The organism is Janthinobacterium salmonicoloratum (genome assembly GCF_051380845.1).
GTDB lineage: Bacteria > Pseudomonadota > Gammaproteobacteria > Burkholderiales > Burkholderiaceae_D > Janthinobacterium > Janthinobacterium lividum_F.
In genome coordinates this window covers 1,897,038-1,921,163 of sequence record NZ_JBNYXV010000001.1, presented here as the reverse complement: position 1 = coordinate 1,921,163, position 24,126 = coordinate 1,897,038, and the positions used below count along the sequence as shown (strand labels likewise).

Genomic DNA, 24,126 nt, shown 5'->3' with positions numbered 1-24,126 from the left:
AATGCAATGTTGATTCGTTACTAATTCGCATTCGGCCTTGGACTTTCCTGTTTCTTCCCTGTTTTCTTTACTTCATAAGCGAGACATCGATTGAAAAAGACACGCATCCTGACCGCCATCGCGGCCGCCAGCGCACTGCTGCTGAGCCACCCGGCCCTGGCCCTGCCCAATACGCAAGACACCCGCATGCTGAGCGAACCGGCAGTCTCCAGCCGTCATATCGCCTTCATCTATGCGGGCGATGTATGGCTGTCGAACCTCGATGGCGGCGGCGCGCGGCGATTGACGTCGGACCTGGGCGACAAGTCCAATCCCGTGTTTTCGCCCGACGGCAGCCAGATCGCATATAGCGCCAACATCGATGGCAATGTCGACGTGTATGTGATCGCGGCGGCGGGCGGTGTGCCGCGCCGCCTGACCTTCCACCCGGGCGCAGACCTGGCGCAGTCGTTCACGCCCGATGGCCAGGCCGTGATGTTCACCTCGCCCCGCGCCGCCTTCAACAACCGCTTCCAGAAGCTGTTTACGGTACCGGTGGCGGGTGGCGTGGAAACCCAGCTGGAGATCCCGAACGCCTCGCGCGCCACGTATTCTCCGGACGGCAAGCGCATCGCCTATAACCCGCTGATGCCCGCCTTCAAACAGTGGAAGCGTTACCGGGGCGGCACCAATTCCTGGCTATGGCTATTTTCGTCCAGCGATAAATCCATCGAGAAAATTCCCCAGCCCACCACGCGCTCGAACGACGTCGACCCCATGTGGCTGGGCGACACCGTGTACTTCCGCTCCGACCGCAACGGCGAATTCAATCTGTTTGCCTACGACGTCAAGACGAAAGCCGTGCGCCAGCTGACGCAGCACACGGATTTCCCCGTGCTGAACGCATCGGCGGCGAACGGCACCATCGTCTACGAGCAGGCCGGCTACCTGCACTCGTTTGACATCGCCAGCGGCCAGGCGCACAAGCTGAGCATCGGCGTGGCCAGTGACCTGGGGCAGACGCGCCCCCGCTGGGTCAAGAATGCGAAATATATCCGCGACGCTTCGATTTCGCCGTCGGGCGCGCGCGTCGCCTTCGAATACCGGGGCGAGATCGTCACCATCCCCGCGGACAAGGGCGACGTGCGCAACCTGACGCAGACGGCCGGCGCCCACGAGCGCACGCCCATCTGGTCGCCCGATGGCCGTTCGGTCGCGTATTTCTCGGACGAGTCGGGCGAGTATGAATTGCATGTGCGGGCGCAGGATGGCAAGGGCGCCGTGAAGAAACTCAAGCTGAATGGCAGCGGCTTTTATGACAACGCCGTCTGGTCGCCCGACAGCAAGAAGATCGCGTTTGCCGACAATGGCTGGAGCATGTACGTGATCGACGTCGGCACGGGCAAGGTGCAGAAGGTCGCCACGGAACCGATGTATGGCGTCGACAAGAGCATGCGCGCCTCGTGGGCGCCCGATTCGCGCTGGCTGGCCTATACGCTCAATTCACCCACCTACACGCGCAGCGCGTATATCTATTCCGTCGAGCAGAACAAGTCCATGCCCGTGACCGATGGCCTGTCCGACGTGGCCCAGCCCGTGTTCGACAAGAGCGGCAAATACCTGTACTTCTTCGCCTCGACGAATGCAGGCCCCAGCAACAACTGGTTCTCGCAGCAGAATGAAGACAACCTGGTGACGCGCACCGTATGGATGGCCGTGCTGCGGCGCGACTTGCCATCGCCGCTGATCAAGGAAAGCGACGAGGAAAAGGCTGCCAGCTCGGACGCCAAAAAAGACATGGCGAAGGCGGAGCCGGAAGCGAAAAACGAGCCGAAGGTCGATCCGAAGACGGGCCGCGACGACCCGAAAGTGACCGTGGCGCCGGTGGCGCCGATCAGCATCGATTTCGACGGCATCGCCACGCGCATCGTCGACCTGCCGTTGCCGGCCGCGCAGTTCTCCAGCCTGACCGCCGGCGCCGCGGGGCAGATATTTTTGCTGCGCGAAAGCGACGGCAAGAAGGCCGTGCAGCGCTTCGACCTGAAGGAGCGCAAGGCGGAAACCGTGGTGGCGGAGGCCGATGATTTCGAAGTGTCGGCCGACGGCAAGAAGCTGCTGTACCGCCAGAAGGACAACTGGGCCATGGGTAGCGCCACGGGCAAGCTGCTGGCGCCCGGCGAAGGCAAGATCAAGGTCGACGCCATCGAAGTGAAAGCCGATCCGCGTGCCGAGTGGACGCAGATTTTCAATGAAGTCTGGCGCATCAACCGCGATTATTTCTATGACCCGGGCATGCATGGCGTGGACTGGAAGGCCATGCGCGACAAGTACGCCGTCTTCCTGCCCGAGCTGTCCAGCCGCGCCGACCTGAACCGGTTGATTCAGTGGATGTGCAGCGAACTGGCAGTGGGTCACCATCGCGGTGGTGGCGGCGACGATTTTATCGAGGCGAAGAAGGTGCCGGGGGGCTTGCTGGGCGCCGATTATGATGTGAGCAACGGCCATTACCGCTTCAAAAAAGTGTATGGCGGCTTGAACTGGAATCCGGCCCTGCGCGCGCCGCTGACGGAGCCGGGCCTGAACGTCAAGGCGGGTGAATACCTGCTGGCCGTCGACAGCCGCCCTTTGCTGCCTCCGACGAATATCTACAGCGCCTTCGAGAACACGGCGGGCAAGGCGATCGACCTGACCGTGGGACCATCGGCCGATGGCAAGGGCGCGCGCACGATTACCGTGGTGCCCGTGCCCACCGAAGATGCCTTGCGCAACCGCGACTGGATCGAAGGCAATATGCGCAAGGTCAATGCGGCCACCGGCGGCAAGGTGGCGTACGTGTACGTGCCGAATACGGCTGGCCTGGGCCACACCTACTTCAAGCGTTATTTCTTCCCGCAGGCGGACAAGCAGGCGATCATCGTCGACGAGCGTTTCAATGGCGGCGGCAGCGTGGCCGATTACTACATCGAGATCCTGCAGAAGAAGGAAATCGCCTGGTGGACCATGCGTTATGGCGCCGACATGAAGACGCCGTCCGCTTCGATCCAGGGACCGCGCGCCATGCTGATCGACGAGACGGCCGGTTCGGGCGGCGACCTGCTGCCGTGGATGTTCCGCAAAAATAACATGGGCCCGCTGATCGGCAAGGCCACCTGGGGCGGCCTGGTGGGCGTGCTGGGCTTCCCCATGCTGATGGATGGCGGCTTCATCACGGCGCCGAACCTGGCGTTCTGGACGCGCGAGAATGGCTGGGGCGTGGAAAACGAAGGCGTGCCGCCCGATATCGAAGTCGAGCAAACGCCGGCCGACGTCATTGCCGGACGTGATCCGCAGCTGGAAAAGGCGATTGAGGTGATCCAGGCCGAACTGGCGAAGAACCCGCCCGCGCGGCCTGCACGTCCGGCGTTTCCGGACAAGAGCAAGTAAGGATCAATAAGAAAAAGGGGCGCAAGCCCCTTTTTTACAGGATCACCCACTGGCCCTTGATGCGTGCTTCCAGCGGCTTGAAGTTGATTTTATACGCCATCTTCGGGCTTTGCGCGATCCAGTAGCCCAGGTAGATGTAGGGCAGGCCCAGCTCGCGCGCCTGGGCGATTTGCCACAGCACGTTGTAGGTGCCGTACGAGGCACCCGGCACGTCGGGATCGAAAAAAGTGTAGACGGACGACAGGCCATCGGCCAGCACGTCGATGATGCTGACCATGCGCAGGATGCCTTCGGCATCGCGAAACTCCACCAGGCGCGTGTTGACCCGGCTTTGCAGTAAAAATTGCGCATACTGGTCGCGGCTGTCCTGGTCCATGCCGCCGCCCGCGTGGCGCGTGCTCTGGTAGCGCAGGTACAGTTCGTAGTGCTCGTCGAGGAAGGACAGGGTGGCCACGCCCGCCTGCAGATCGGCGTGCCGGTTCCAGGCACGGCGCTGGTTGCGGTTGGGCGTGAAGGACTGCGTGACGACGCGCACGGGAATGCAGGCCTGGCAGCCGTCGCAATACGGCCGGTAGGTAAAAATGCCGCTGCGGCGAAAGCCGTTGCGCACCAGTTCCGAATACACGTCGCTGTTGATCAGGTGTGATGGCGTGGCGACCTGCGAGCGGGCCTGGCGGTCGTCCAGGTAGCTGCACGGGTAGGGTGCCGTCGTATAGAACTGCAGGGTGGCAAACGGTAGTTCGTTCAGGTGCGTCATGCTGATCCTGTCTGGTCTGTCCGCGGCAATGGAAGTCTGCGTGGAGATATCATAGCTTTTTTATGCCCGTGGTGCAGCATGCCAATCCGTGATTTGCGCAGCTTCAATGGCGACGCGTACATGGGCCAGGAAGCGCGCGCGCGAAATGGGCGCCGCGCCCAGCGAGGCCAGGTGTTTTGTTTCTTGCTGACAGTCAATCATGGCCACGCCGCGCGCGTGCAAAAAGCGCACCAGCTGCGCCAGCGCGATCTTCGAGCCATCCGTCACGCGGGCGAACATCGATTCGCCATAGAACATGCGCCCGATCGACACGCCATACGCGCCGCCCACCAGTTCACCATCGAGCCACAGTTCCGACGAGTGCGCGTAGCCCAGCTTGTGCAAGCCTGTGTAGCCGGCGATGATTTCGTCGGAAATCCAGGTGCCCGGGCCATCCTTGCGTGGCGCCGCGCAGGCGCGCATGACGGCGTCGAAATCGCCGTCGAAGCGCAACTGCCAGCGCCCGTCCGTGGCGGCGCTGCGCTCGACCTTGCGGATCGCCTTGGCCAGGCTGTCGGACACCTTGAAGTCCTCCGTCATCAGCACCATGCGCGGATCGGTGCTCCACCACAGAATGGGCTGGCCTTCGGAAAACCAGGGAAAGATACCGCGCCGGTAAGCGTCGAGCAGGCGCGCGGGTGACAGGTCGGCGCCGGCCGCCAGCAGGCCGGGCGCCTCGTCCGTCAGGGCGCGTGAGACGTCGGGAAACGGGGTGTGGGTGTCGAGCCAGGGAATCATGCGGCGTCAGAGGTGGCGGGTGATGGGGGCTTACTCTGCATCCGTGCGCGCCATCGGGCGCGTGATGTCGCCCGTATGGACACCGTAGCTGCCGCCTTCGCGGATTTTCACGCGGTCGGCAAAGAACAGTTCCAGGGTGGCGCGGATGGTGGGGAAGGCCAGGTCATCCCAGGGAATCTGCGCTTCCGTAAACAGCTGCACGTCCAGGCTTTCGATGCCCGGGGCGAAATCGAGGTCGCGCAGGCGCGCCAGATAGAATAGGTGCACCTGGTGCACGCGCTGCACGTTCAGCAGCGAAAACAGGGGGCCCAGTTCGATATTCGCGCCCGCTTCCTCCACCGTTTCGCGCTCGGCCGCGTCGGAAGTGGTTTCATCGTTTTCCATGAAGCCGGCCGGCAGGGTCCAGTAGCCCAGGCGGGGCTCGATGGCCCGCTTGCACAGCAGCACCTGCAGCTGGCCATCTTCTTCCCAGACGGGAATCGAGCCGACCACCATTTTCGGGTTCTGGTAATGGATGGCGTCGCAGTTGGCGCAGACATAGCGCGGACGGTTGTCGCCTTCCGGAATGGACAGGCTGACTGGATGGGCGCATTCGGAGCAGAATTTCATGGGTGGACTTGGGAAAATGGGTGTCTAGTGTAACGCTTACTGTACACCGATTGCGCGCGGCGTGGCGTGATGGGCGGACACATTGTCAGCTGGCAGTTGATCGAACTTTTTCACGCACTTTTAATTTAATGGCTCTATTACAGTCGAAGTTGAGATAGCTATTGCCTAAGCCACCCGTTTGCCCTTATAATTCAAGTGCGGGGTGGAGCAGTCTGGCAGCTCGTCGGGCTCATAACCCGAAGGTCACAGGTTCAAATCCTGTCCCCGCAACCAATACCTGAAAGCCGCTGACTCTTGAAAAAGATCAGCGGCTTTTTTCATCGCTAGCCAAAGCCAAACGCCGCAAGGCGGGGCGCGAATGACATTGTCAAATCATGCCCTTTACGCCGCGCAACAATCTGGTATATAATTCTGCTGCGGGGTGGAGCAGTCTGGCAGCTCGTCGGGCTCATAACCCGAAGGTCACAGGTTCAAATCCTGTCCCCGCAACCAATTCGAAGCCGCTGGTTCCTCGCAAGAGGGCCAGCGGTTTTTTCGTTCTACGGCGCTTCTTCTTGCGGCACTTGGCGCGCATACACGACCAGCCGCAAATGGCGGTCCGCATCGATGGTCAGCGAGGTGTGCTCATGGGCGACCTGCTCGCCATCGATTGTCAGGCGGCGCACGCCTGCACACGGTGCATGCACGTCGTGGCGGCGCCACCATAGCTTGAATTCGGGCGACACTTTTTCCAGTTCTTCGACCAGAGCGTGGATATCGGCTTCCTGCGTGGCGCGCGCGTAGTCGCGGCGAAAGCTCGACAGCATCAGCGGCGCCTGCTCTTCCCAGGCCGTGAAGCGTGACCGCAGCAGCGGGTCGGTAAATAGCAGCCACAGCAGGTTGCGGCGCGCGGCAGCATGCGCGCCGAAGCCGAACAGGGCGTCCGCGCCCGCATTGAACGCCAGCACGTCCCAACGCAGGTTGAGCACATACGCCGGATGCGCCAGTTCGTGCATCAAGCGGCGCACCGGCGGCGGCACCACGCAAAACGTCTTGCCCTCTTCGGCCGGCGGACGCGCATGCGCCAGCAGGAACAGGTGGCGCCGTTCTCCGGCGTCGAGTTTCAGCACTTCGGCCAGCTTGTCGAGAAAGGCGCTGGAGACACCGATGTCGCGCCCCTGCTCCAGCCAGGTGTACCAGGTCAGCCCCACGCCAGCCAGCGCCGCCACTTCTTCTCGGCGCAAGCCCGGCGTCCTGCGCCGCCCGCCACCGGGCAAGCCCACGTCTTCGGGGGACAGCCGCGCGCGCCGCGCCTGCAGGTAGGCGGCCAGTTCGTGGCGGGTGCGGGCCAAAGTGCGCATGGTGCTGCCTTTCCGGTGAAGCTGTTGCTATCAGTAATAGCATAAACAGTTAAATTGTAATTGTTTATATTGTATTCCAGAATGCCTGCTTTCTTCCCGAAAGCTTGAACATGTCTGACTATTCTTCCTCCAGTGGCCTCGCGCCTGCCACTACCACGCTGCCTGCCACCGTCTACCTGATCGCCGTGGGTGCGTTCGCGCTGGGCATGGCGTCGTATGTGACGGCGGGCCTGATGCCGATGATCGCCGGTGCGTTTTCCATTTCCCTGGCGATGGCCGCGCAGCTGGTGACGGCGTTTACCCTGGCCTACGGCCTCGGCTCGCCCCTGGCCGTAGCCTTGCTGCCGGCGCGCGCGCAGCGCTCCGGCCTCTTGATCGCCCTGGCCGTGTTCGTGCTGGCGAACGGGGCCAGCGCGCTGGCGCCCGGTTTCAGCAGTTTGCTGGCATGGCGCGCCATCGCCGGCATCGGGGCCGGTGTCTATCTGGCGCTGGGCATCGCGGCGGCGGCGGGCGTGTCGGCGGCGCCGCAACGGGGCAAGGCCATCGGCGTGATCATGGGCGGCATGGCGGGCGGCACGGTGCTGGGCGTACCCTTGAGTTTGCTGCTGGCGCAGCAGCTGGGCTGGGCCGCGGCCCTGTGGCTGGTCGCCGTGCTGGGCGCGCTGGCGCTGGCGGGCTTGCTGTGGAAGCTGCCCGCGCTGCCAGTGGCGCCGGCCATCTCACTGCGCCGCAAGCTGGCCTTGCTGGCCGATGGGCAGGTGCTGGCCATCCTGCTGGTGTCGCTGCTGGCGGCCGTCGCCAGCCTGGGCATGTACACGTTTGTTGCGCCGCTGCTGGCATGGTCCGCGCACGGCGTAGCGATGTCCGCTACGCCTTTCCTGTGGGCGTGGGGCGTGGGGGGGATCGTTGGCAGCGTGCTGGTCGGGCCATGGGCCGACAAGGTGGCGGCGCCGAAACTGACCTGTTTCATCTTGCTGCTGCTGGCGCTGGCCCTGTGCGTGCTGCCGCTGGCGGCCGGCTGGTCGGCGTGGCTGATGCTGGCGCCAATTGCCCTGTGGGGCGCGGCTGGCTGGGCCCTGCAAGTGCCGCAAAACCAGCAACTGCTGGCCGTGCGCGCGCGGCAGGGCGACGGCAACCTGGCCATCGCCCTCAACGAATCGGCGCTGTACCTGGGCAGCGCCATCGGCGCCGCCGCAGGCGGCCTGCTGCTCCTGCTCAACTGGCCCATGTGGCTGCTGGCGGCCGCCGCCGCCTTTGTCGCCGCCGCAGCGTTGCTGCTGCAGTTGCCTGCTGCGCGGCGCTCCTAGCTACTCAGCCTTTCTTCGCCAGCTGCATGCCGACGGGCAGGGCGCGGATACGCTTGCCCGTGGCGGCGAAGATGGCGTTGCACAGGGCCGGGGCGATGGGCGGCGTGGCCGGTTCGCCCACGCCGCCCAGTTCCATGTCCAGGGTGCCCGGCACCAGGTGCGTGTGGATCACGCGCGGCGCGTCGGCGGCGCGCAGCACGGCGTAGTCGTGGAAATTGCTTTGCTCGACCCGGCCATTCTTGAAACTGATCTCGCCGCTCATGGCCAGCGACAGACCCATGATGCAGGCGCCCTCGATCTGCGAGCGCACGCGGTCCGGGTTGATCTGCGGTCCGCAATCCATGGCGATATCGACCCTGGGCACGATGACTTCGCCGGCCGCATTGATCTCCACTTCGATCACGGCCGCCACATAGGTGACAAAGCTGTAGGACACGGCCAGTCCCAGTCCCCGTCCCTTGGGCAGCTTGCGGCCCCAGCCCGCCTTGGCTGTCGCCAGCTCGATCACGTGGCGCATGCGGCCTATGTCGACCGGATACTTCGCCGGGTCTTCGCCATAGTTCCAGCCATCGGACAGGTCGGCCGGGTTGATCTTGCGCGCAGGACCCAGCAGTGCCAGCAGGTAGTCGCGATGGTCCTTCTTCGCCGCATGCGCCAGTTCGGCCGTGAACGACTGGATGGCAAACGCGTGCGGGATATTCGACACGGAACGGAACCAGCCGATGCGCGTGTGGGCCGGCACCTCGGGCACTTCGACGCGGATGTTCGCAATGGCGAACGGCACGTTGATGGCCGACATGCCTAGCTCGAACGGCGCCTGCTTGTTCGCGCCGGCGGCAAAGGTCGAGGTGATGGTGGGCGCGGCCGTGCGGTGCAGCCAGGCCGTCGGCATGCCTTTCGCATCGAGTGACGCTTCCAGCCGTTCGACGGACACCGTGTGCAGGTAGTCGTGCTGCAGGTCGTCGTCGCGCGTCCACGTCAGCTTGACGGGCGCGCCATCCATGGCTTTTGACAGCAGCGCCGCCTCGACGGCGAAATCGGGTTTCGATTTGCGCCCGAAGCCGCCGCCGAGCAGGGTCACGTGGACGGTCACGTCGTCATACTCCAGGCCCAGGGCCTTGGCCACGTTGCTGCGCGTCGCCTGCGGCGCCTGCACGCAGGCCCACACTTCGGCCTTGCCGTTGGCGATGCGCACGGTGGCGGCGGGCGGCTCCATGGTGGCGTGGGCCAGGTGGGGCAGATAGTATTCGGCGCTGAATTTCCGCGCGGCGGGAGCGGCGGCCAGGGTGGCTACCGTCTTGCCCTGGTCGCGCGCGGGGCTGGCCGGCTGGCGCACGGCCGCTTCCAGCGTCTTGCGGAAGGCTTTCGAATCGTAGCCGCCGTTCGGGCCATCTTCCCATTCCAGTACCAGCGCTTCGCGGCCCTTGATGGCGGCCCAGGTGTTGCTGGCGATGACGGCCACGCCGCCCAGCGGATTGAACATGGCCGGCGGCGGGCTGCCCGCCAGTTCGACGATGCGCAGCACGCCAGGCACTTTCAGGGCCGCCGTCTTGTCCACGCTTTTCAGCTTGCCGCCAAATACGGGCGGACGGGCGATGACGGCATACGCCATGCCATCGAGGTGCGTGTCGATGCCGAAGTGGGTGTTACCCGTGACGATATCGTGCAAGTCGATGCCGCGCGTGCTGGTTTGTCCGATGTAGCGCAGCTCGCCCGCCGTTTTCAGGCTGATGCGCGCGCGTGGCGGCACCGGCAATTTGGCCGCTTCCCCGGCCAGGGCGCCGAAGGACAGCGAGCGTCCGCTGGCCGCATGCACGACCGCATGGTTGACGGCTTTGACTTCCGTCACTGGCACGTCCCAGCGCACGGCGGCCGCCGTTTCCAGCATCAGGCGCGCCGTGGCGCCCACGTGGCGCATGGCGCGGAACGAGTGGCGCATGCTGCGCGAGCCGTCCGTGTCCTGGCTGCCGTAGCGCGCTTCGTCGGCGGGCGCCTGCTGCACGCGCACCTGCGCCCAGTCGGCGCCCAGTTCATCGGCCGCCACCATGGGCAGGCTGGTGCGGATGCCCTGGCCCATTTCGGAGCGGTGCGCCACGATGGTGACGATGCCGTCGGCACCGACCGACAGGAAGACCAGGGTGTCGTCGACCACGCCGCCAGCCATCTTGTCGCCGCCGTATTTGACGGCGTCGGCAGCCATCACGAGGCCGGAAGGACCGGCCACCAGGGTCAGGCCGGCCAGCGCGCCGGCGGCCTTGAGCCAGTTGCGCCGCGCAGGCGAATGTGCGGCAGGAGTGTCATGCATGCTCATTTGGCCGCTCCTTTCGCGTTGATGCTGGTCGCGGCCTGCTTGATGGCCGCGTGGATGCGCGTATAGGTGCCGCAGCGGCAGATATTGCCGCTCATCGCTTCGCGGATTTGCTTGTCGTTCGGCGCCGGCGTCTTGTGCAGCAGGGCCGTGGCCGACATGATCTGCCCGGCCTGACAGTAACCGCATTGGGGCACGCCGTGTTCCTGCCAGGCTTGCTGCAGGGCCAGGCCGACCTTGTCTTCGCCCACTGCTTCGATGGTGGTGATTTTCTTGCCGGCGGCGGCCGATACGGGCGTCACGCAGGAGCGGATGGCGTCGCCATCGAGGTGCACGGTGCAGGCGCCGCACAGGGCCATGCCGCAGCCGAATTTGGTGCCGGTCATGCCCAGTTCGTCGCGCAGGGCCCACAGCAGGGGTGTATCTTCAGGCAGGGCAAGGTCGTGCTGCTTGCCATTGATGGTCAGGGTCGTCATGTTTATTCCTCGGGGTGGGGATGGTACGGGGAAGCGCGACGGCCATCCGCCATACGGATTAGCTCATCAGTATGGGATGGTAGCACCAGCCGCCCTGCGCTGCAGGGTGTGGGGTCGGTGGCGGCCGTCGGGTGCCACCACGTCGACCTGTTTCAGCGTGCCTGCTCCAGCTGCGCATACACGACGTCGGCGATCTTGCCCAGCGCCTGTTTGGGCAGGCTCGCCGAGAGGGCGTAACCGAGCTGGCCGTCAATCCAGTAAAACACGCTCAAGTCCTTTTCCTGCGTGTAGCGGAAAGCCGTTTCCTGCCTGCCGGCCCGCTCCTTGGCCACATACAGGGTCAGGCGCTGGCCTTTGCCATCCTCATACATGAATTGCGCCACGGGGCCGTCGCCATCGCCGGGCAGCAAGCGGCCGCCGATCAGCTGGTAGCCGAGCGGCGACAGCGCGGGCGGCTGCAGTTTCGTGCCCAGGCGTTTCGACAGCCATTGCACCAGGTGGGCCTCTTGTTCAACCCCCACTTCCACAGGGTGGCGCACTTCGGGCGTATAGACGGCGTGGGCGATGGCGGCGCTGCGCGCCAGGGAGATCGGGCTGGCGCTCACGCTGTCGCCGCCACGCAGCAGCCAGCCGCCCGCGCCGCCCGCGATGACCAGCAGGATAGCCGCTGCCGCCTGCATGGCGGGGCGTTGCCAGGCGCCGTACGCCGCCGGCGGGGCCGCCACCTGCCGCAGCGCCGGTGGCACGGCTTCGTCCAGCACGGGATCGAACAGGGCGCGCAATTGCCGGCTCTGCTCGCGCCACGCGTCCACCCTGGCGGCGTCCCCGGGATGCGCGCGCAGGTGGGCGTCGATGGCTGCGCGCTGTTCCTCGGGCAGGACGCCGTCGGCCAGGGCGTGCAATTGCGCTTCGCTGATGGCTTGCGTTGTCATTTCACGACTTTCAGGGTAGGGGTGCCGCCGCCCTGGCTGCCGGCCGGGCGGCCGTCGAGCAATGCGCGCAGCCGGTCGCGCCCGCGCGACAAACGCGACATGACGGTGCCGACGGGGATGTCCAGGGTGGCCGCCACCTGCTCATACGGCATCTGTTCGAGCGCGACGAGCAGGATGACTTCGCGCTGCCCCAGAGGCAAACGGGCCAGCGCCGCATCCATCTCGCCGATGGCGATAGCCTGTCCCGGTGCGTGTTCGGGCGCGGGCAGCAGGGCGTCGTCGTCGAGTTCCTGCAGCGCCAGGCCGGGGCGGCGCAATTGATCCACGTGCAGGTTGTGCATGATGGAAAACAGCCAGGGCCGCATCTCGGCGCCGCGCTGCCACTGGTCGAACTTGCGCCAGGCCCGCTCCACGGTGTCCTGCACCAGGTCGTCAGCATGCACGGCGCCGACCAGCGCGCGCGCATAGCGGCGCAGGCCGGGCAGGCAGGCTTGCAGCTGGCGGCTGTCCTCTTGCTTGGTCATCGTGGAGATGGGGCGGGTAGCTTAAGGCTTGACGACGTGCCACACGTTCTTGAAATTGTCGCCGGCCACGTCGCCCGGCTTCTTGTCTTCCTTGTACAGGTACAGGGGCTTGCCCTTGTAGGTCAGCTGCATGGCGCCGTTGTCCTCGCGCTTGATGCTGCCATACGGGGCGGCGGGCGCCGCTTCGGTGGCGATGACGGCGGGCCAGGCCGCCAGGCAGCCGCCGCTGCAGGCGCTCTTGCCGCTGTCGGCGACATCCTTGTCGAACACATACACGGTCATGCCTGTGGCGTTGACCAGCATGCCGTTGGCGGGCATGACGTCGGCGGCGAAAGCCAGCGGGGCGGACATGGCGGCAAAAAGGGCGGTGGCGGCAAAAGTGGTAAAGCGCATGATGGTCTCCTTGAGGTTTTGAGGGCTTGCAAGTGATAGACGCATGCCGTCCGCCGTTTATTCCCTGGCAGGTAAAATATTTTTTTCCGGCGCGTGCAGGCTGGCCCATAGGTGGGCGGCCGCCATGGTGCGGTGCGGCGCGTACTGACGCAGCCACTGCTCCGTGCGCGCCATGTCCGGTTTTACGTCTTCGCCGAGCAGCTTTTGCAGGGCGGCGCGGATGGCCACGTCGCCGTGCAGCGAGCAGTCGGCATAGCCGTAGCCGCGCAGCAGCGCGTAGTTGACGGTCCACGGGCCGATGCCCTTGACGGCCAGCAGCGCTTGCGAAATGGCCGCCACGTCGCCGGAGGGAGGCAGCTCCAGCGACAACTCCCCGTCGTTGACGAGGTGTGCCAGGCGCAGCACGGTTTCCGCCTTGGCGCGCGAGAATTTGCGGCTGGTCAGGTCGTCGATCGCCAGCTTGGCCACGTCGCGTGCCTCCGGATAGCACCACAGGCCGCTGCCGTGCCGGCGTCCCGCCTTCAAAATGAAGGTGCGGCGCAGAGAAATAGCGAACGGCAGGTTGATCTGCTGGCCGATGATGGCCCAGGTCAGCGCCTCGAACGGGCTGGCCGATTGCACGATGCGCAGGCCCGGATTGACGCGGACCAAAGGCGCCAGCAGCGGGTCGGCGGCGGCCAGTTGCGCAAACGGCTGCGGGTCGATGCGCAGGCCGAGGATGTTAAGGAGGGCGCCGTGCAGCGGCGTTTGAAGGTCGGCATTGTCATCGCCATCGATGTCTGCCTGGCAGATGGCAGTATCCTGCGTGAAGGCGACGTCCAGTACTACGGGTACGCCGGCAAGCAGGATGCCCTTGCGCAGGCCTGCCGGCGTGACTTGTTCGGCAACGGCTTCCGCATCACGGCTGTGGAAGGCGATGACATCGTCGCGGCGGTAGCCGGCGGGCAGGGGGAGGGTCCAGTGCAGCAGGGTCATGGTGGGCCAAAGTCAGGGACGGTATCAGGGAGGCGGCGCGGGCGCACCGCGTTTCTTGCTGTTGTCTTTAACGCGCGCAGATGTCGGTGCCGGGCGGGCTCAGGGCCGCCGCGTGCTGGATCTGCAGCGCGTCGGGCACGCCGTTTTTCACGGCCGTCAGTTCGGCCAGGATGGAAATGGCGATTTCGGCCGGCGTCTTGCTGCCGATGTACAGGCCGATGGGGCCGTGCAGGCGCGCCAGCTGTTCCGCGCTGACGTCGAACTGCAGCAGCCGCTCGCGGCGCTTGGCATTGTTGGCGCGCGAGCCGATGGCGCCTACGTAAAACGCAGGGGATTTGAGCGCTTCCATCAGGGCCAGGTCATCGAGTTTGGGATCGTGCGTGAGGGCGACGACGGCGCTGCGGCTGTCGAGCTTTAATTCCAGCACGAGGTCGTCGGGCATGGCGTGCAGCAGGGGCACGCCCGGCACGTTCCAGCCGCCCCGGTATTCTTCGCGCGGGTCGCAGACGATGACGTGGTAATCCATGGCCGTGGCGATTTGCGCCACGAAGCGCGATAGCTGGCTGGCGCCGATGATCAGCAAGCGCCACCGCGGGCCGTGCTGCGTGGTGAGCGCCCCGTCTTCCAGGGCCAGCACGGCGCCCGGCGCGGCGCGCTGCAGGGTGACGGCGCCGGTGTGCAAGTCGAGGCGGCGTTCGACCAGTTCATGCGCTTCCAGGCGCGCCAGCAGTTCGGCCACGCCGCTGTCCGCATGCAGCGGTTCGATGGCCAGTTCGATGGTGCCGCCGCAGGGCAGGCCGAAGCGGTGCGCCTCGTCGGCGCTGATGCCGTAGCTGACGATTTCGGGCTGCGTGCGCACGATGCCGTGCACGCGGACGGTGTCGATCAGGTCATCCTCGATGCAGCCGCCGGAAACGGAACCGACCACCGTGCCATCGTCGCAGATGGCCAGCGTGGCGCCCACGGGGCGGGGGCTGGAACCCCAGGTCTTGATGACGGTGACGAGTTCGCAGCGGTGGCCGGCGGCGAGCCAGGCGGCGCTGGTTTTCAGAACTTCAAGGTCGATGCTGTCCATGGCGCGCGCGGGTTACATGCCGCATGTTTGCGGCAAAGTATGGAAAAGTATTCAAGATTGTGGATATACTACCTGTTCCACCACCCTGCGGAGAATTTTCATGTCAAATGAAGTCAAGACGCAAGAAGAGGGTATTCCCAAGTTCGGCAAGCTGCTCATCGTCCTGTTTTTAGCCGTGGTGTTCTGCGGGGCCCTGACCTGGATCATGGGTACCTATTTCCCGAATTTCCCGGGCGCCTGACCAAACCTGCTGCGCGTCGCGCTTTGCGGCCTGCGATGCTCACCGTGCTAGAGCACGGTTGCGCTTCTTAGCCACAAATCACTGCCGCTCGCGACGGTTTTGTCAGGCCCCCTCTTTTTTGGCTTAAGGCTTGAGCGGCTTCTTCGCCGCCTGCTTGGCGCGCACGTCGGTGACGGCGCGGTTGATGGCCGCCATGCGCGAGTTGGTGCCAGGATGCAGGGCAGTGTAGCCATTGGCGACCGTCGCCGGCACTTGCGTGGCCAGGCGCTGCCAGAAGCGGGCGGCGTTGTCGACGTTGTAGCCGGCGCGCGCCAGCAGGTAGATGGCCAGGGTGTCGGCCTGCACGTCGAGTTCCTGCGGCATGGCCTTGATGCCGGCGGCGCCCGTCAGCATTGACACGTCGGGCTGCACGGCGCCCAGGCTGTCGATGATGCTGCCGGCCGTACCTGCCGTGCGCTGGCTGCGCGCGTGGTCGAGGATATTGTGCGCCATTTCGCGGGCGATCACGAAGGCGATGCCTTCGTCGTTTTGCGCCGCATTGACCATGCCGCGCGTGAGCATGATGCGCGCGCCGTCCGAGTATGCGTTGATATTGTCCGCATTGCCCAGGGCGACGCGGAAGGCGCAGGCGCGCGTGACGGGAATTTTCAGGTCCTGCTGCTGGCCATCGCGGGCGATGGTCATGTTCAGGCTCGCGCTTTTCGAGGCCAGCGGGCCGACGATGGCGCCGAACGGACCTTCCGCTTTCGGACCGGCCGGCAGCGGCTTGCCTTCTGCAGCCAGCAAGCCGTCGCCCTTGCGCAAGCCGGCGCGGGCGGCGCCGCTGCCCGGCAAGACGCCAGACACTTGCATCTGTTCGCCGTAGCCGAGCGCCGCCTGCGCCGCATCGGCATAGATGCCAGGGTAGGAATACTTATTCTGCGCCGTAAAGCCCAGCAAGTTGCGCGCATACGTCTTGCACAGGTCCGCATTGTTGATCAGCAGGGGCGCGGAGACTTTCGACAGGCGGTCCTGTAGCGCCACCATCTTCACCAGCTCTTCCTGCGCAGCTTTTTGCTGCGCCGTCGGCGCAGGCGCATCGGGCGCCGGCACGACGTTGAACGGGCCGCTGACATTCGTCGTCGGCGTGGTGCAGCCGGCCAGAATGGCCGCGCCGGCCAACAGGAGGGGAGTGGCCAATCGGCGCAGCGAAGTCGGGGCTGGGATCAGATGGCGGAAGCCTGGCATAAGAAAATCCTTAATGTTTGCCGGTGCTGCCGAAACCGCCAACACCGCGTTCGCTGTCGCCGAATTCTTCGACGACGTTAAAGCCCACTTGCAGCACCGGCACGATAATCAGTTGCGCCAGGCGTTCCATGGGATTGAGCGTGAAAGCGCTCTGGCCCCGGTTCCAGGTCGATACCATCAGCTGGCCCTGGTAATCGGAATCGATCAAGCCTACCAGATTCCCCAGGACGATGCCGTTTTTGTGGCCCATGCCGCTGCGCGGCAAGATCATGGCCGCATACGACGGGTCGCCGATGTGGATAGCCAGGCCGGTGGGAATGAGCACGGTCTGGCCAGCTTCGATGGTGATGGCCTCGTCTATGCAGGCGCGCAGGTCCAGGCCGGCGCTGCCGGGCGTGGCGTAGGCTGGCAGCAGTTCTTTCATGCGGGCGTCGAGGATCTTGATGTCGATATTTTTCATTAATCTAACTAACTAAGCTAAGTCGTATAAAGGGTTACTTGAGGAGCGAATTTTTTGCCAGGCGTTTCGATATTTCCGAAATCAGCTGGCGCGCCAGGTTCAGTTTCGAGGCGCGCGGCAGCACGGTATGGCCTTCCTCGTCGAACAGGATAATGGTGTTGTCGTCCTGGCCAAACGTGTTCTGGCCGATATTGCCGACCAGTAGAGGGATGCCCTTCTTTTCGCGCTTGGTCGAGCCGAATTCCACGAGGTTTTCCGATTCGGCGGCAAAGCCGACGCAATACGGATAGCCGGCCAGGTTGGTGCGCGCCGCCACGGTGGCCAGGATGTCGGGGTTTTGCGCGAACTGCAGTTCGGGCACGGAGCCGTCGGCCTGCTTCTTCATCTTTTGTTCGCTGGCGTTGGCTACGCGCCAGTCGGCCACGGCGGCCACGGCGACGAAGACATGCTGGCCGTCGACGTGGGCCAGTACCGCATCATGCATCTGCTGCGCGCTTTGCACATCGATGCGGCGCACGCCGAATGGCGCGTCCAGGGCCGTGGGGCCGGAAATGAGCAGCACCTCGGCGCCCGCTTCGCGCGCCGCGCGCGCCACCGCATAACCCATCTTGCCCGAGGACAGATTGGTGATGCCGCGCACGGGGTCGATGGCTTCGAAGGTGGGGCCGGCCGTGACCAGCACGCGCTTGCCCGCCAGGACTTTCGGCTGGAAGGCGGCGATCAGCTCCGTCAAGAGCTGCTCCGGTTCCAGCATGCGGCCCAGTCCAACTTCGCCGCACGCCTGTTCGCCGGCGGCCGGGCCAAACAGCTTGATGCCGTCGTCGCGCAGCTGCTGCACATTGCGCTGCGTGGCGGGGTTCTGCCACATTTCCACGTTCATGGCCGGCGCCACCAGCAGGGGCAGGTGGGCAGGGCGGGCCAGGCACAGGGTCGACAGCAGGTCGTCGCACACGCCATGCGCCAGCTTGCGCATAAAGTCGGCCGAACACGGGGCGATCAGGATGGCGTCCGCATGGCGCGTCAAATCAATATGCGCCATGTTGTTGTCGATGCGCGCATCCCACTGGCTCGTGTGCACGGGGTGGCCCGACAGGGCCTGCATCGTGACTGCCGTAATGAAGTGGCTGGCCGCATCCGTCATCACCACTTGCACCGAGGCGCCTGCCTTTGTCAGCGCGCGGCACAGTTCCGCCGCCTTGTAGCAGGCGACGCCGCCCGAAAGTCCCAGGACGATTTTTTTGCCGGACAATTCCATGCCGTTCTCCTGCGTGTTTATTTGTTTACCCGGCGCAGTTCATCGATGATGAACAGGGCCGCGCCGATGCAGATGGCGCTGTCGGCGATATTGAAAGCGGGGAAATGGCCCCAGCTTTTCCAGTGGAAGTCGAGGAAGTCGACCACGTGGCCATACATCAGGCGGTCGATGGCGTTGCCCAGCGCGCCGCCGAGGATCAGCGCCAGGGCCCAGCAGAACATGCGCTGGCCGGCATGTTTTTTCAGCAGATAGATGATGTAGATGGCGGCCGCGAGGGCGATGCCGGTGAAGAAATAGCGCTGCCAGCCACCCTGGTCGGACAGGAAGCTGAACGCGGCTCCCTTGTTATACGCGAGCACCAGGTTGAAATACGAGGTGATGACCATCTCTTGCGCATAGCGAAAGGTTTTCAGGATCGTGATCTTGGTGATCTGGTCGAACAGGATGACGATGGCGGCAATGCCCAGCCAGGGCACGAGCGACGAAGAAGATGACGATTTCGATGAAAAACGGTTTTTAGTGGCCATATTTTTCCAGGGAAGATAAAGCCGCCGCCTGTTGGCAGGCGGCGATTGGACTCAAAGCATACAACGGCGGGCAAAATCGTAGCGAGCGGCAGCGAGTTGTGGCCGAGACGCGCAGCTGTACTTTAGTACAGCGAGCATCGCAGGCCGCAAATCGCGACGCGCAGTAGATTTTGACGACGTTGTTTATGCGAAGCGGCGTTTCTCGCCCGCACCAAACAGGTTGCTGACGCAGCGGCCGCACAGGGTAGCATGCGCAGCGTCCGTGCCCACGTCGCTACGGTAGTGCCAGCAGCGCTCGCACTTCGGCGCCGTCGACGCGGCCACGACCACTTCCTCGGCTGCTTCGTCGGCCACTTCGGCCACGGTTGCCTGCGAGGTGATGAAAACGAACTTCAAGTCCTCGCCCAGGGTGGTCAACAGCTTGTACTTCATCGGTGCGGCCTTGATCGTCAGTTCCGCCTGCAGCGAGGAACCGATGGCGCCCGAGGTGCGCAAGTCTTCCAGCTGTTTTGTGACGTCCGTGCGCACGGCGCGCAGTGCCGTGTATTTCTCCAGCAGGCCGGCGGCGTCCGCGACTTCCGGCAGTTGCCACCAGGTTTGCGTGAAGATGGTTTCATCGCTGGCCGCATAGGCCTCCGCACCGGCGAAGACGGCCCACGCTTCTTCCGCCGTGAACGACAGGGCCGGTGCCATCAGGCGCAGCAGGCTTTGCGTGATGTGCCACAGGGCCGTTTGCGCGGAACGGCGCGCGTGCGACGTCAGGCCGGAGGTGTACAGGCGGTCCTTCAGGATGTCCAGGTAGAAGCCGCCCAGGTCTTCCGAGCAGTACGTCTGCAGCTTCGACACCACCGGGTGGAATTCGTAGCGCGCGTAGTTGTTCTCGATCTGCTGCTGCAGCGAGGCCATGTTGGCCAGCGCATAGCGGTCGATTTCGAACATCTCTGCGACTGGCACGGCGTCCGTGGCCGGATTGAAGTCCGACGTGTTCGCCAGCAGGAAGCGCAGGGTGTTGCGGATGCGGCGGTACGATTCCGTCACGCGTTTCAGGATCTCGTCGGAGATCGACAGCTCGCCCGTGTAGTCGGTCGAGGCGATCCACAGGCGCAGGATGTCCGCGCCCAGGGTGTCCGAGATCTTTTGCGGCGCCAAGGTGTTCCCCAGCGATTTCGACATCTTCTTGCCTTCGCCATCGACCGTGAAGCCGTGTGTCAGCAGGGCTTTATACGGCGGACGGCCATTCAGCATGGACGACACGAGCAGGGAAGAGTGGAACCAGCCGCGATGCTGGTCCGAGCCTTCCAGGTACAGGTCGGCCGGGAATTGCAGTTGCGTCGAATGCGAGCCGTGCGCTTGCGGGCCGCCCAGCACCGTCTGGTGCGTGGCGCCGGAATCGAACCACACGTCCAGCGTGTCCTTGTTCTTGGCGTAGATGGCCGCTTCGTCGCCGATCAGGTCCTGCAAGTCCAGCGCCTGCCATGCCTCGATGCCGTTCTTTTCGATCAGCTTGGCCACTTGCTCTAGCAGTTCCGGCGTGCGTGGATGCAGGTCGCCCGTTTCCTTGTGCACGATGAAGGCCATCGGCACGCCCCACTGGCGCTGGCGCGAGAGGGTCCAGTCAGGACGGTTGGCGATCATGCCGTGCAGGCGCGCCTGGCCCCAGTCCGGGAAGAATTCGGTGTCGGCGATGCCTTTCAAGGCCGTCTCGCGCAGGGTCGCGCCGCCGTCTTTCGGAGTCACGTCCATGCCGGCAAACCACTGCGAGGTGGCGCGGTAGATGATCGGCGTCTTATGGCGCCAGCAATGCATGTAGCTGTGGTCGAACATCTTGACTTCGAACAGCGCACCCGCTTCGCGCAGGGCGTTGCAGATCGGCTTGGACGCTTCCCAGATGGTCATGCCACCGAACAGGGGCAGGGTCGAGGCGAACTTGCCGTCGCCCATGACGGGCTTGATGATGTCGTCGTCCTTCATGCCGTGCGCCTTGCACGAGATGAAGTCGTCCAGGCCATAGGCTGGCGCCGAGTGCACCACGCCCGTGCCGCTTTCCGTGGTCACGTATTCGGCCAGGTACAAAGGCGACAAGCGGTCATAGAAAGCGTCAGCCGCATGCAGCGGGTGGCGGAAGCTGATGCCGGCCAGTGCCGCGCCGTCGCAGGTGGCGATCGTCGTGCCATCGAGCTTGAAGCGCGCCAGGCTGGCCACGACCAGGTCTTGCGCCAGGATCAGCAGCAGCGGCTGGCCATCGCGCTCGGCCTTTACCAGCGAATATTTCACTTCCGGGTGCACGTTCAGCGCCTGGTTCGACGGGATGGTCCACGGCGTGGTGGTCCAGATGACGATGAAACCGTTATCGGTAGGCAGGGAAGGCAGGCCGAAGGCGGCCGCCAGTTTTTCCGGCTCGGCGAATTTGAACCCCACGTCGATGGCGGGATCGCGTTTTTCCGCGTATTCCACTTCCGCCTCGGCCAGCGCCGACTGGCAGTCGAAGCACCAGTTGACGGGTTTCAAGCCGCGATAGACATAGCCTTTTTCCAACAGCTTGCCCAGCGCGCGCAATTCGTCCGCTTCATTGCCGTGCGCCATGGTCAGATACGGGTTGTCCCACTCGCCCAGTACGCCAAGGCGGATGAAATCCTTCTTCTGGCGCTCGACCTGCACATTCGCGTAGGCGCGGGCTTTTTCCAGCACTTCGGCCGTCGGCAGGTTCTTGCCATGCAGTTTTTCGATCTGGATCTCGATCGGCATGCCGTGGCAATCCCAGCCAGGTACATACGGCGCGTCAAAGCCGGACAGCGAGCGCGACTTGACGACCATGTCTTTCAGGATCTTGTTGACGGCGTGGCCCAGGTGGATATCGCCATTCGCGTACGGCGGGCCGTCATGCAGGATGAATTTCGGACGGCCGGCGGCAGCCTTGCGCACGCGCTCGTAGATTTTTTTGTCTTGCCATTGCTGTACCCATTGCGGCTCGCGCTTGGCCATGTCGCCGCGCATCGGGAACGGGGTTTCCGTCATGTTGACCGGGTATTTGCTTTCAGGCTTCTTGTTCTGCTTGGGCGTGGCTGGCTTGTTTTGATCGGACATAATCTTCTTTAATAGTGTGGAGTATATTTTTGCAGCGGGTTTGCAGCGGCAAGTGCCGCCAGGCGGCGGAGTTGGCCGGCGTCAAATTCGGTCGGTGGCGGTAATGGCGCCGCTGCGCTGCTCAAAATAGGCGCGCGCCTGGTTCGAGTCGCGCTCGATGGCGGCCGTCAGGGTGGGCAAGTCGTCGTACTTTTCTTCGTCGCGCAGCTTTTGCAGGAATTCCACGCGCACCAGCTTGCCGTAGCAGGATTGGGCGAAATCAAACAGATGCACTTCCAGCAAGACGCGGCCGCTGTCGTCGACGGTGGGGCGCACGCCCAGGCTCGCCACGGCGGGCAGCGGCAGGGGGCCCAGGCCGTGTACCTGCACGATGAAGACGCCTGACAGGGCGGGGCGGTGCGCCACGCGCAGGTTCAGGGTGGGGAAACCGAGGGTGCGGCCCAGCTTCTGGCCGTGGATCACATGGCCGGAGATGGCGTACGGATGGCCCAGCAACTGGGTCGCCAGCGGAAAATTCCCGTCGGCCAGCGCCAGGCGCACGGCGGACGAGGAGATGCGCGTGCTGCCGTTCATCACGGTAGGCAATGTTTCTACGTGGAAACCGTATTGGCGGCCCGCTTCCTGCAGCATGGCCACGTCGCCGGCGCGCCGGGCGCCATAGCAAAAGTCGTCGCCGACCATCAGCCATTTCACGTGCAAGCCGTCGACGAGGACTTTTTCCGTGAATTCCTGCGGCGTCAAGGCGGCGAACTGGGCGCTGAAATGCTCGACGACGACACGGTCGATGCCGGCGTCGTCCAGCGACTGCAGCTTGTCGCGCAGGTTGGCGATGCGCTGCGGGGCTTTGGACAGGTCGCCCGCGCGCTGCGCGAAGAATTCGCGCGGGTGCGGTTCGAACGTCATCACGGCCGCTTCAATGCCGAGCTCGGTCGCAGCCTCGCGCACGCGCGCCAGCAAGGCCTGATGGCCGATGTGGACACCGTCAAAATTGCCGATGGTCAGAGCGCAAGGCGCTCGTGCCTGGGCATTGGGAAGTCCGCGGAATACCTTCATAGGAATCTGATGAAAAACTGTGCCAAAAGGGGGATTATACGGACTGTTTCAGGGATGCACACCCGGCAGGGCGGGCACAGGGCGAATTTCACTGCTGAAATAACAAAAAGCGTTGCCGGCGGGTGTGCTGGCAACGCTTTTGGGACGCGCTAAATACTCAGCGCAATCTGAAGATGAACTTACTTATTCATCAAAGTCCAGTAACGGGCCAGGTCAGCCGCGCCATCCGTACCCTTGACGGCGTTGAGTGCCGTCGTGGCATTGGACTTCTTGCCGGCGTGAATGTAAGCGATGCCCAGATGCAGCTTGGCTTCTTCCGCATATTTGGCGGTGCCCAGTTTCACGGCGTCGTTCATCAAGCCCAGGCCCTTTTCAGCCTGGCCATCGTATACGAGGGCGAAGCCCAGCTTGCTCAAGCTGTCGGCGTCCTTGTTCTTGACGTATTCCGCTTCCGACTTGGCGGCGCTGGCTTTCAGGTCGGCCTGGGTTTTCAGGGCCAGGTCTTTCAGGCGCTGGTGACGTGGCGCATCGGCGCCGGTGCCCAGTGCGCCTTTTTTGTAGCCTTGCTCGATGATGCTCAGCGCTTCGCCAGGATTGCCTGCTTGCAGGGCCAGCTGGCTGATTTCCATGTATTCGGAAGGCTTGCTGAACAGGCCGTTGGCCAGGCGCAGGCGCTGGACGTCCAGGCCCAGGCGTTGCGAGAAGCCAGGCTTACCCGAAACGCGGTTCAGCAGGTCGGCCCAGTAGCTGGTTTTCGGATAGCTCGATGCCAGTTTTTCCAGGGTGGCGACGTAGCCGGCCTTGTCGTTTTGCTTCAACTGGATGTTGGCCAGCATTTGCAGGCTTGCTTCCGAGTTGCCGCCGCGCGCTTGCAGCTCTTTCGCTGCTTCCGCGTAGTTGCCGCTGACATAGTAGGTCTGGATCAGCAGTTCGCGCATTTGCGCATCGTCGCGGTCTTTCAGCGAGCGTTTGATCCAGGTGATGGTATTTGGCCAATCCTTGGCGCGGTAGTACATGCCTGCCAGCGCTTGCGTGAATTTTGGCGCTTCGGCGGCGCTCAAGCGGCCGGAATTGATGACGGCTTCAAAGGCCTTGATGGCGGTGCCATTATCGCCGGAGGCAGCAGCGGCCGAGGCGCGCACGCGCTCGATCTGGTAGCTTTCAAAGGCAGTCTTGCCGCCGACGCTGTCAGCTTCGCGCAGCTTGGCCAGCGCTTCCTTGTTTTTGCCGCTGCTAGCGAGTTTTTGCGCTTCTTGCAATGGCTTGCCCACTTCGGCACGCACGGTGTCCGCGGCGTATGCCAGCGAGCCCAGGCCGATTACGGGAGTTGCTGCGGTAAAACCGATAGCGGCCATGACGAGGCCGAGATGAGCGAGACGAAACTTGGACATGAGAAAGTCTTTC

21 protein-coding genes and 2 tRNA genes are annotated in these 24,126 nt (G+C 64.1%); 5 read left to right on the top strand and 18 right to left on the bottom strand.

Features of this window, described 5'->3' with window-relative positions:
* Positions 1-90 precede the first annotated feature (90 nt).
* Positions 91-3,402, top strand: coding sequence for a S41 family peptidase (locus tag ACQ4WY_RS08900; RefSeq protein ID WP_436503673.1), 3,312 nt, complete (start codon positions 91-93; stop codon positions 3,400-3,402).
* Between the two features lie 34 nt (positions 3,403-3,436).
* Here the strand turns inward: ACQ4WY_RS08900 and ACQ4WY_RS08895 are convergent, their stop codons facing one another.
* Genes ACQ4WY_RS08895 through ACQ4WY_RS08885 form a run of 3 tightly spaced genes read right to left on the bottom strand, consistent with a single transcriptional unit; the run spans position 3,437 to position 5,545 of the window.
* The gene (locus tag ACQ4WY_RS08895; RefSeq protein WP_436503672.1) at positions 3,437-4,159 is read right to left on the bottom strand and encodes an arginyltransferase; all 723 of its coding nucleotides are present in this window, start codon (positions 4,157-4,159) and stop codon (positions 3,437-3,439) included.
* Between the two features lie 60 nt (positions 4,160-4,219).
* Positions 4,220-4,936 (bottom strand): leucyl/phenylalanyl-tRNA--protein transferase, encoded by a 717-nt coding sequence (gene aat, locus ACQ4WY_RS08890; RefSeq protein WP_436503671.1) that lies wholly within the window; start codon positions 4,934-4,936, stop codon positions 4,220-4,222.
* Positions 4,937-4,966: 30 nt separating this feature from the next.
* A complete protein-coding gene (locus tag ACQ4WY_RS08885) occupies positions 4,967-5,545 on the bottom strand; it encodes an NUDIX hydrolase (protein WP_099666811.1) in 579 nt (192 codons plus the stop codon).
* 196 nt (positions 5,546-5,741) lie between these two features.
* Between ACQ4WY_RS08885 and ACQ4WY_RS08880 the strand changes: the two genes are divergently transcribed.
* Positions 5,742-5,818 (top strand) — tRNA-Met (locus ACQ4WY_RS08880).
* A 142-nt stretch (positions 5,819-5,960) separates the two neighbouring features.
* A tRNA-Met gene (locus ACQ4WY_RS08875) sits at positions 5,961-6,037 on the top strand.
* A gap of 47 nt (positions 6,038-6,084) precedes the next feature.
* Here ACQ4WY_RS08875 and ACQ4WY_RS08870 read toward each other — a convergent pair.
* Positions 6,085-6,885: a helix-turn-helix transcriptional regulator gene (locus ACQ4WY_RS08870; protein ID WP_436503669.1), complete on the bottom strand. Its 801-nt coding sequence runs from the start codon at positions 6,883-6,885 to the stop codon at positions 6,085-6,087.
* Positions 6,886-6,995: 110 nt separating this feature from the next.
* Here ACQ4WY_RS08870 and ACQ4WY_RS08865 point away from each other — a divergent pair, with 110 nt between their 5' ends.
* A complete protein-coding gene (locus ACQ4WY_RS08865; RefSeq protein WP_436503668.1) occupies positions 6,996-8,192 on the top strand; it encodes an MFS transporter in 1,197 nt (398 codons plus the stop codon).
* 4 nt (positions 8,193-8,196) lie between these two features.
* Here ACQ4WY_RS08865 and ACQ4WY_RS08860 read toward each other — a convergent pair whose 3' ends face one another.
* The 7 genes from ACQ4WY_RS08860 to ACQ4WY_RS08830 all read right to left on the bottom strand — a co-directional run bounded on the left by ACQ4WY_RS08860 (position 8,197) and on the right by ACQ4WY_RS08830 (position 14,875).
* Positions 8,197-10,503 carry a xanthine dehydrogenase family protein molybdopterin-binding subunit gene (locus ACQ4WY_RS08860; protein WP_436503667.1) on the bottom strand — a complete coding sequence of 769 codons (2,307 nt, stop codon included), beginning with the start codon at positions 10,501-10,503 and terminating at the stop codon, positions 8,197-8,199.
* Entirely contained in the window at positions 10,500-10,976 is a 477-nt protein-coding gene (locus ACQ4WY_RS08855) for a (2Fe-2S)-binding protein (RefSeq protein WP_353660317.1), read from the bottom strand. Before ACQ4WY_RS08855 ends, ACQ4WY_RS08860 begins: the two co-directional genes overlap by 4 nt.
* A 152-nt stretch (positions 10,977-11,128) precedes the next feature.
* Positions 11,129-11,908 (bottom strand): anti-sigma factor family protein, encoded by a 780-nt coding sequence (locus tag ACQ4WY_RS08850; protein ID WP_436503666.1) that lies wholly within the window; start codon positions 11,906-11,908, stop codon positions 11,129-11,131.
* Positions 11,905-12,432, bottom strand: a complete 528-nt coding sequence (locus ACQ4WY_RS08845) for an RNA polymerase sigma factor (RefSeq protein ID WP_436503664.1) — start codon at positions 12,430-12,432, stop codon at positions 11,905-11,907. The genes ACQ4WY_RS08850 and ACQ4WY_RS08845 overlap by 4 nt, the downstream gene beginning before the upstream one ends.
* A gap of 21 nt (positions 12,433-12,453) precedes the next feature.
* A complete protein-coding gene (locus ACQ4WY_RS08840) occupies positions 12,454-12,825 on the bottom strand; it encodes a COG4315 family predicted lipoprotein (RefSeq protein WP_353660320.1) in 372 nt (123 codons plus the stop codon).
* 57 nt (positions 12,826-12,882) lie between these two features.
* Entirely contained in the window at positions 12,883-13,800 is a 918-nt protein-coding gene (locus tag ACQ4WY_RS08835; RefSeq protein ID WP_436503663.1) for a DNA-3-methyladenine glycosylase family protein, read from the bottom strand.
* 67 nt (positions 13,801-13,867) lie between these two features.
* On the bottom strand, positions 13,868-14,875 hold the full coding sequence (locus ACQ4WY_RS08830; protein ID WP_436503662.1) for an XdhC family protein: 1,008 nt from the start codon (positions 14,873-14,875) through the stop codon (positions 13,868-13,870).
* A gap of 100 nt (positions 14,876-14,975) precedes the next feature.
* Between ACQ4WY_RS08830 and ACQ4WY_RS08825 the strand changes: the two genes are divergently transcribed.
* On the top strand, positions 14,976-15,116 hold the full coding sequence (locus tag ACQ4WY_RS08825) for a hypothetical protein (protein WP_162835767.1): 141 nt from the start codon (positions 14,976-14,978) through the stop codon (positions 15,114-15,116).
* Between the two features lie 123 nt (positions 15,117-15,239).
* Here the strand turns inward: ACQ4WY_RS08825 and ACQ4WY_RS08820 are convergent, their stop codons facing one another.
* The 7 genes from ACQ4WY_RS08820 to ACQ4WY_RS08790 form a co-directional block, all read right to left on the bottom strand.
* Complete coding sequence (locus ACQ4WY_RS08820) at positions 15,240-16,343, bottom strand: M48 family metalloprotease (RefSeq protein ID WP_436503661.1); 1,104 nt, start codon at positions 16,341-16,343, stop codon at positions 15,240-15,242.
* A gap of 10 nt (positions 16,344-16,353) precedes the next feature.
* Positions 16,354-16,803, bottom strand: coding sequence for a dUTP diphosphatase (gene dut, locus ACQ4WY_RS08815; protein WP_034785229.1), 450 nt, complete (start codon positions 16,801-16,803; stop codon positions 16,354-16,356).
* 34 nt (positions 16,804-16,837) lie between these two features.
* Positions 16,838-18,058, bottom strand: coding sequence for a bifunctional phosphopantothenoylcysteine decarboxylase/phosphopantothenate--cysteine ligase CoaBC (gene coaBC / locus ACQ4WY_RS08810; RefSeq protein ID WP_353660324.1), 1,221 nt, complete (start codon positions 18,056-18,058; stop codon positions 16,838-16,840).
* 17 nt (positions 18,059-18,075) lie between these two features.
* Complete coding sequence (gene lspA / locus ACQ4WY_RS08805) at positions 18,076-18,585, bottom strand: signal peptidase II (RefSeq protein WP_076568171.1); 510 nt, start codon at positions 18,583-18,585, stop codon at positions 18,076-18,078.
* Positions 18,586-18,768: 183 nt separating this feature from the next.
* Complete coding sequence (gene ileS / locus ACQ4WY_RS08800) at positions 18,769-21,669, bottom strand: isoleucine--tRNA ligase (protein WP_436503660.1); 2,901 nt, start codon at positions 21,667-21,669, stop codon at positions 18,769-18,771.
* An 81-nt stretch (positions 21,670-21,750) separates the two neighbouring features.
* Entirely contained in the window at positions 21,751-22,722 is a 972-nt protein-coding gene (locus ACQ4WY_RS08795; RefSeq protein WP_436503659.1) for a bifunctional riboflavin kinase/FAD synthetase, read from the bottom strand.
* Between the two features lie 179 nt (positions 22,723-22,901).
* Positions 22,902-24,113 (bottom strand): tetratricopeptide repeat protein, encoded by a 1,212-nt coding sequence (locus tag ACQ4WY_RS08790; RefSeq protein WP_436503658.1) that lies wholly within the window; start codon positions 24,111-24,113, stop codon positions 22,902-22,904.
* Positions 24,114-24,126: the final 13 nt, after the last annotated feature.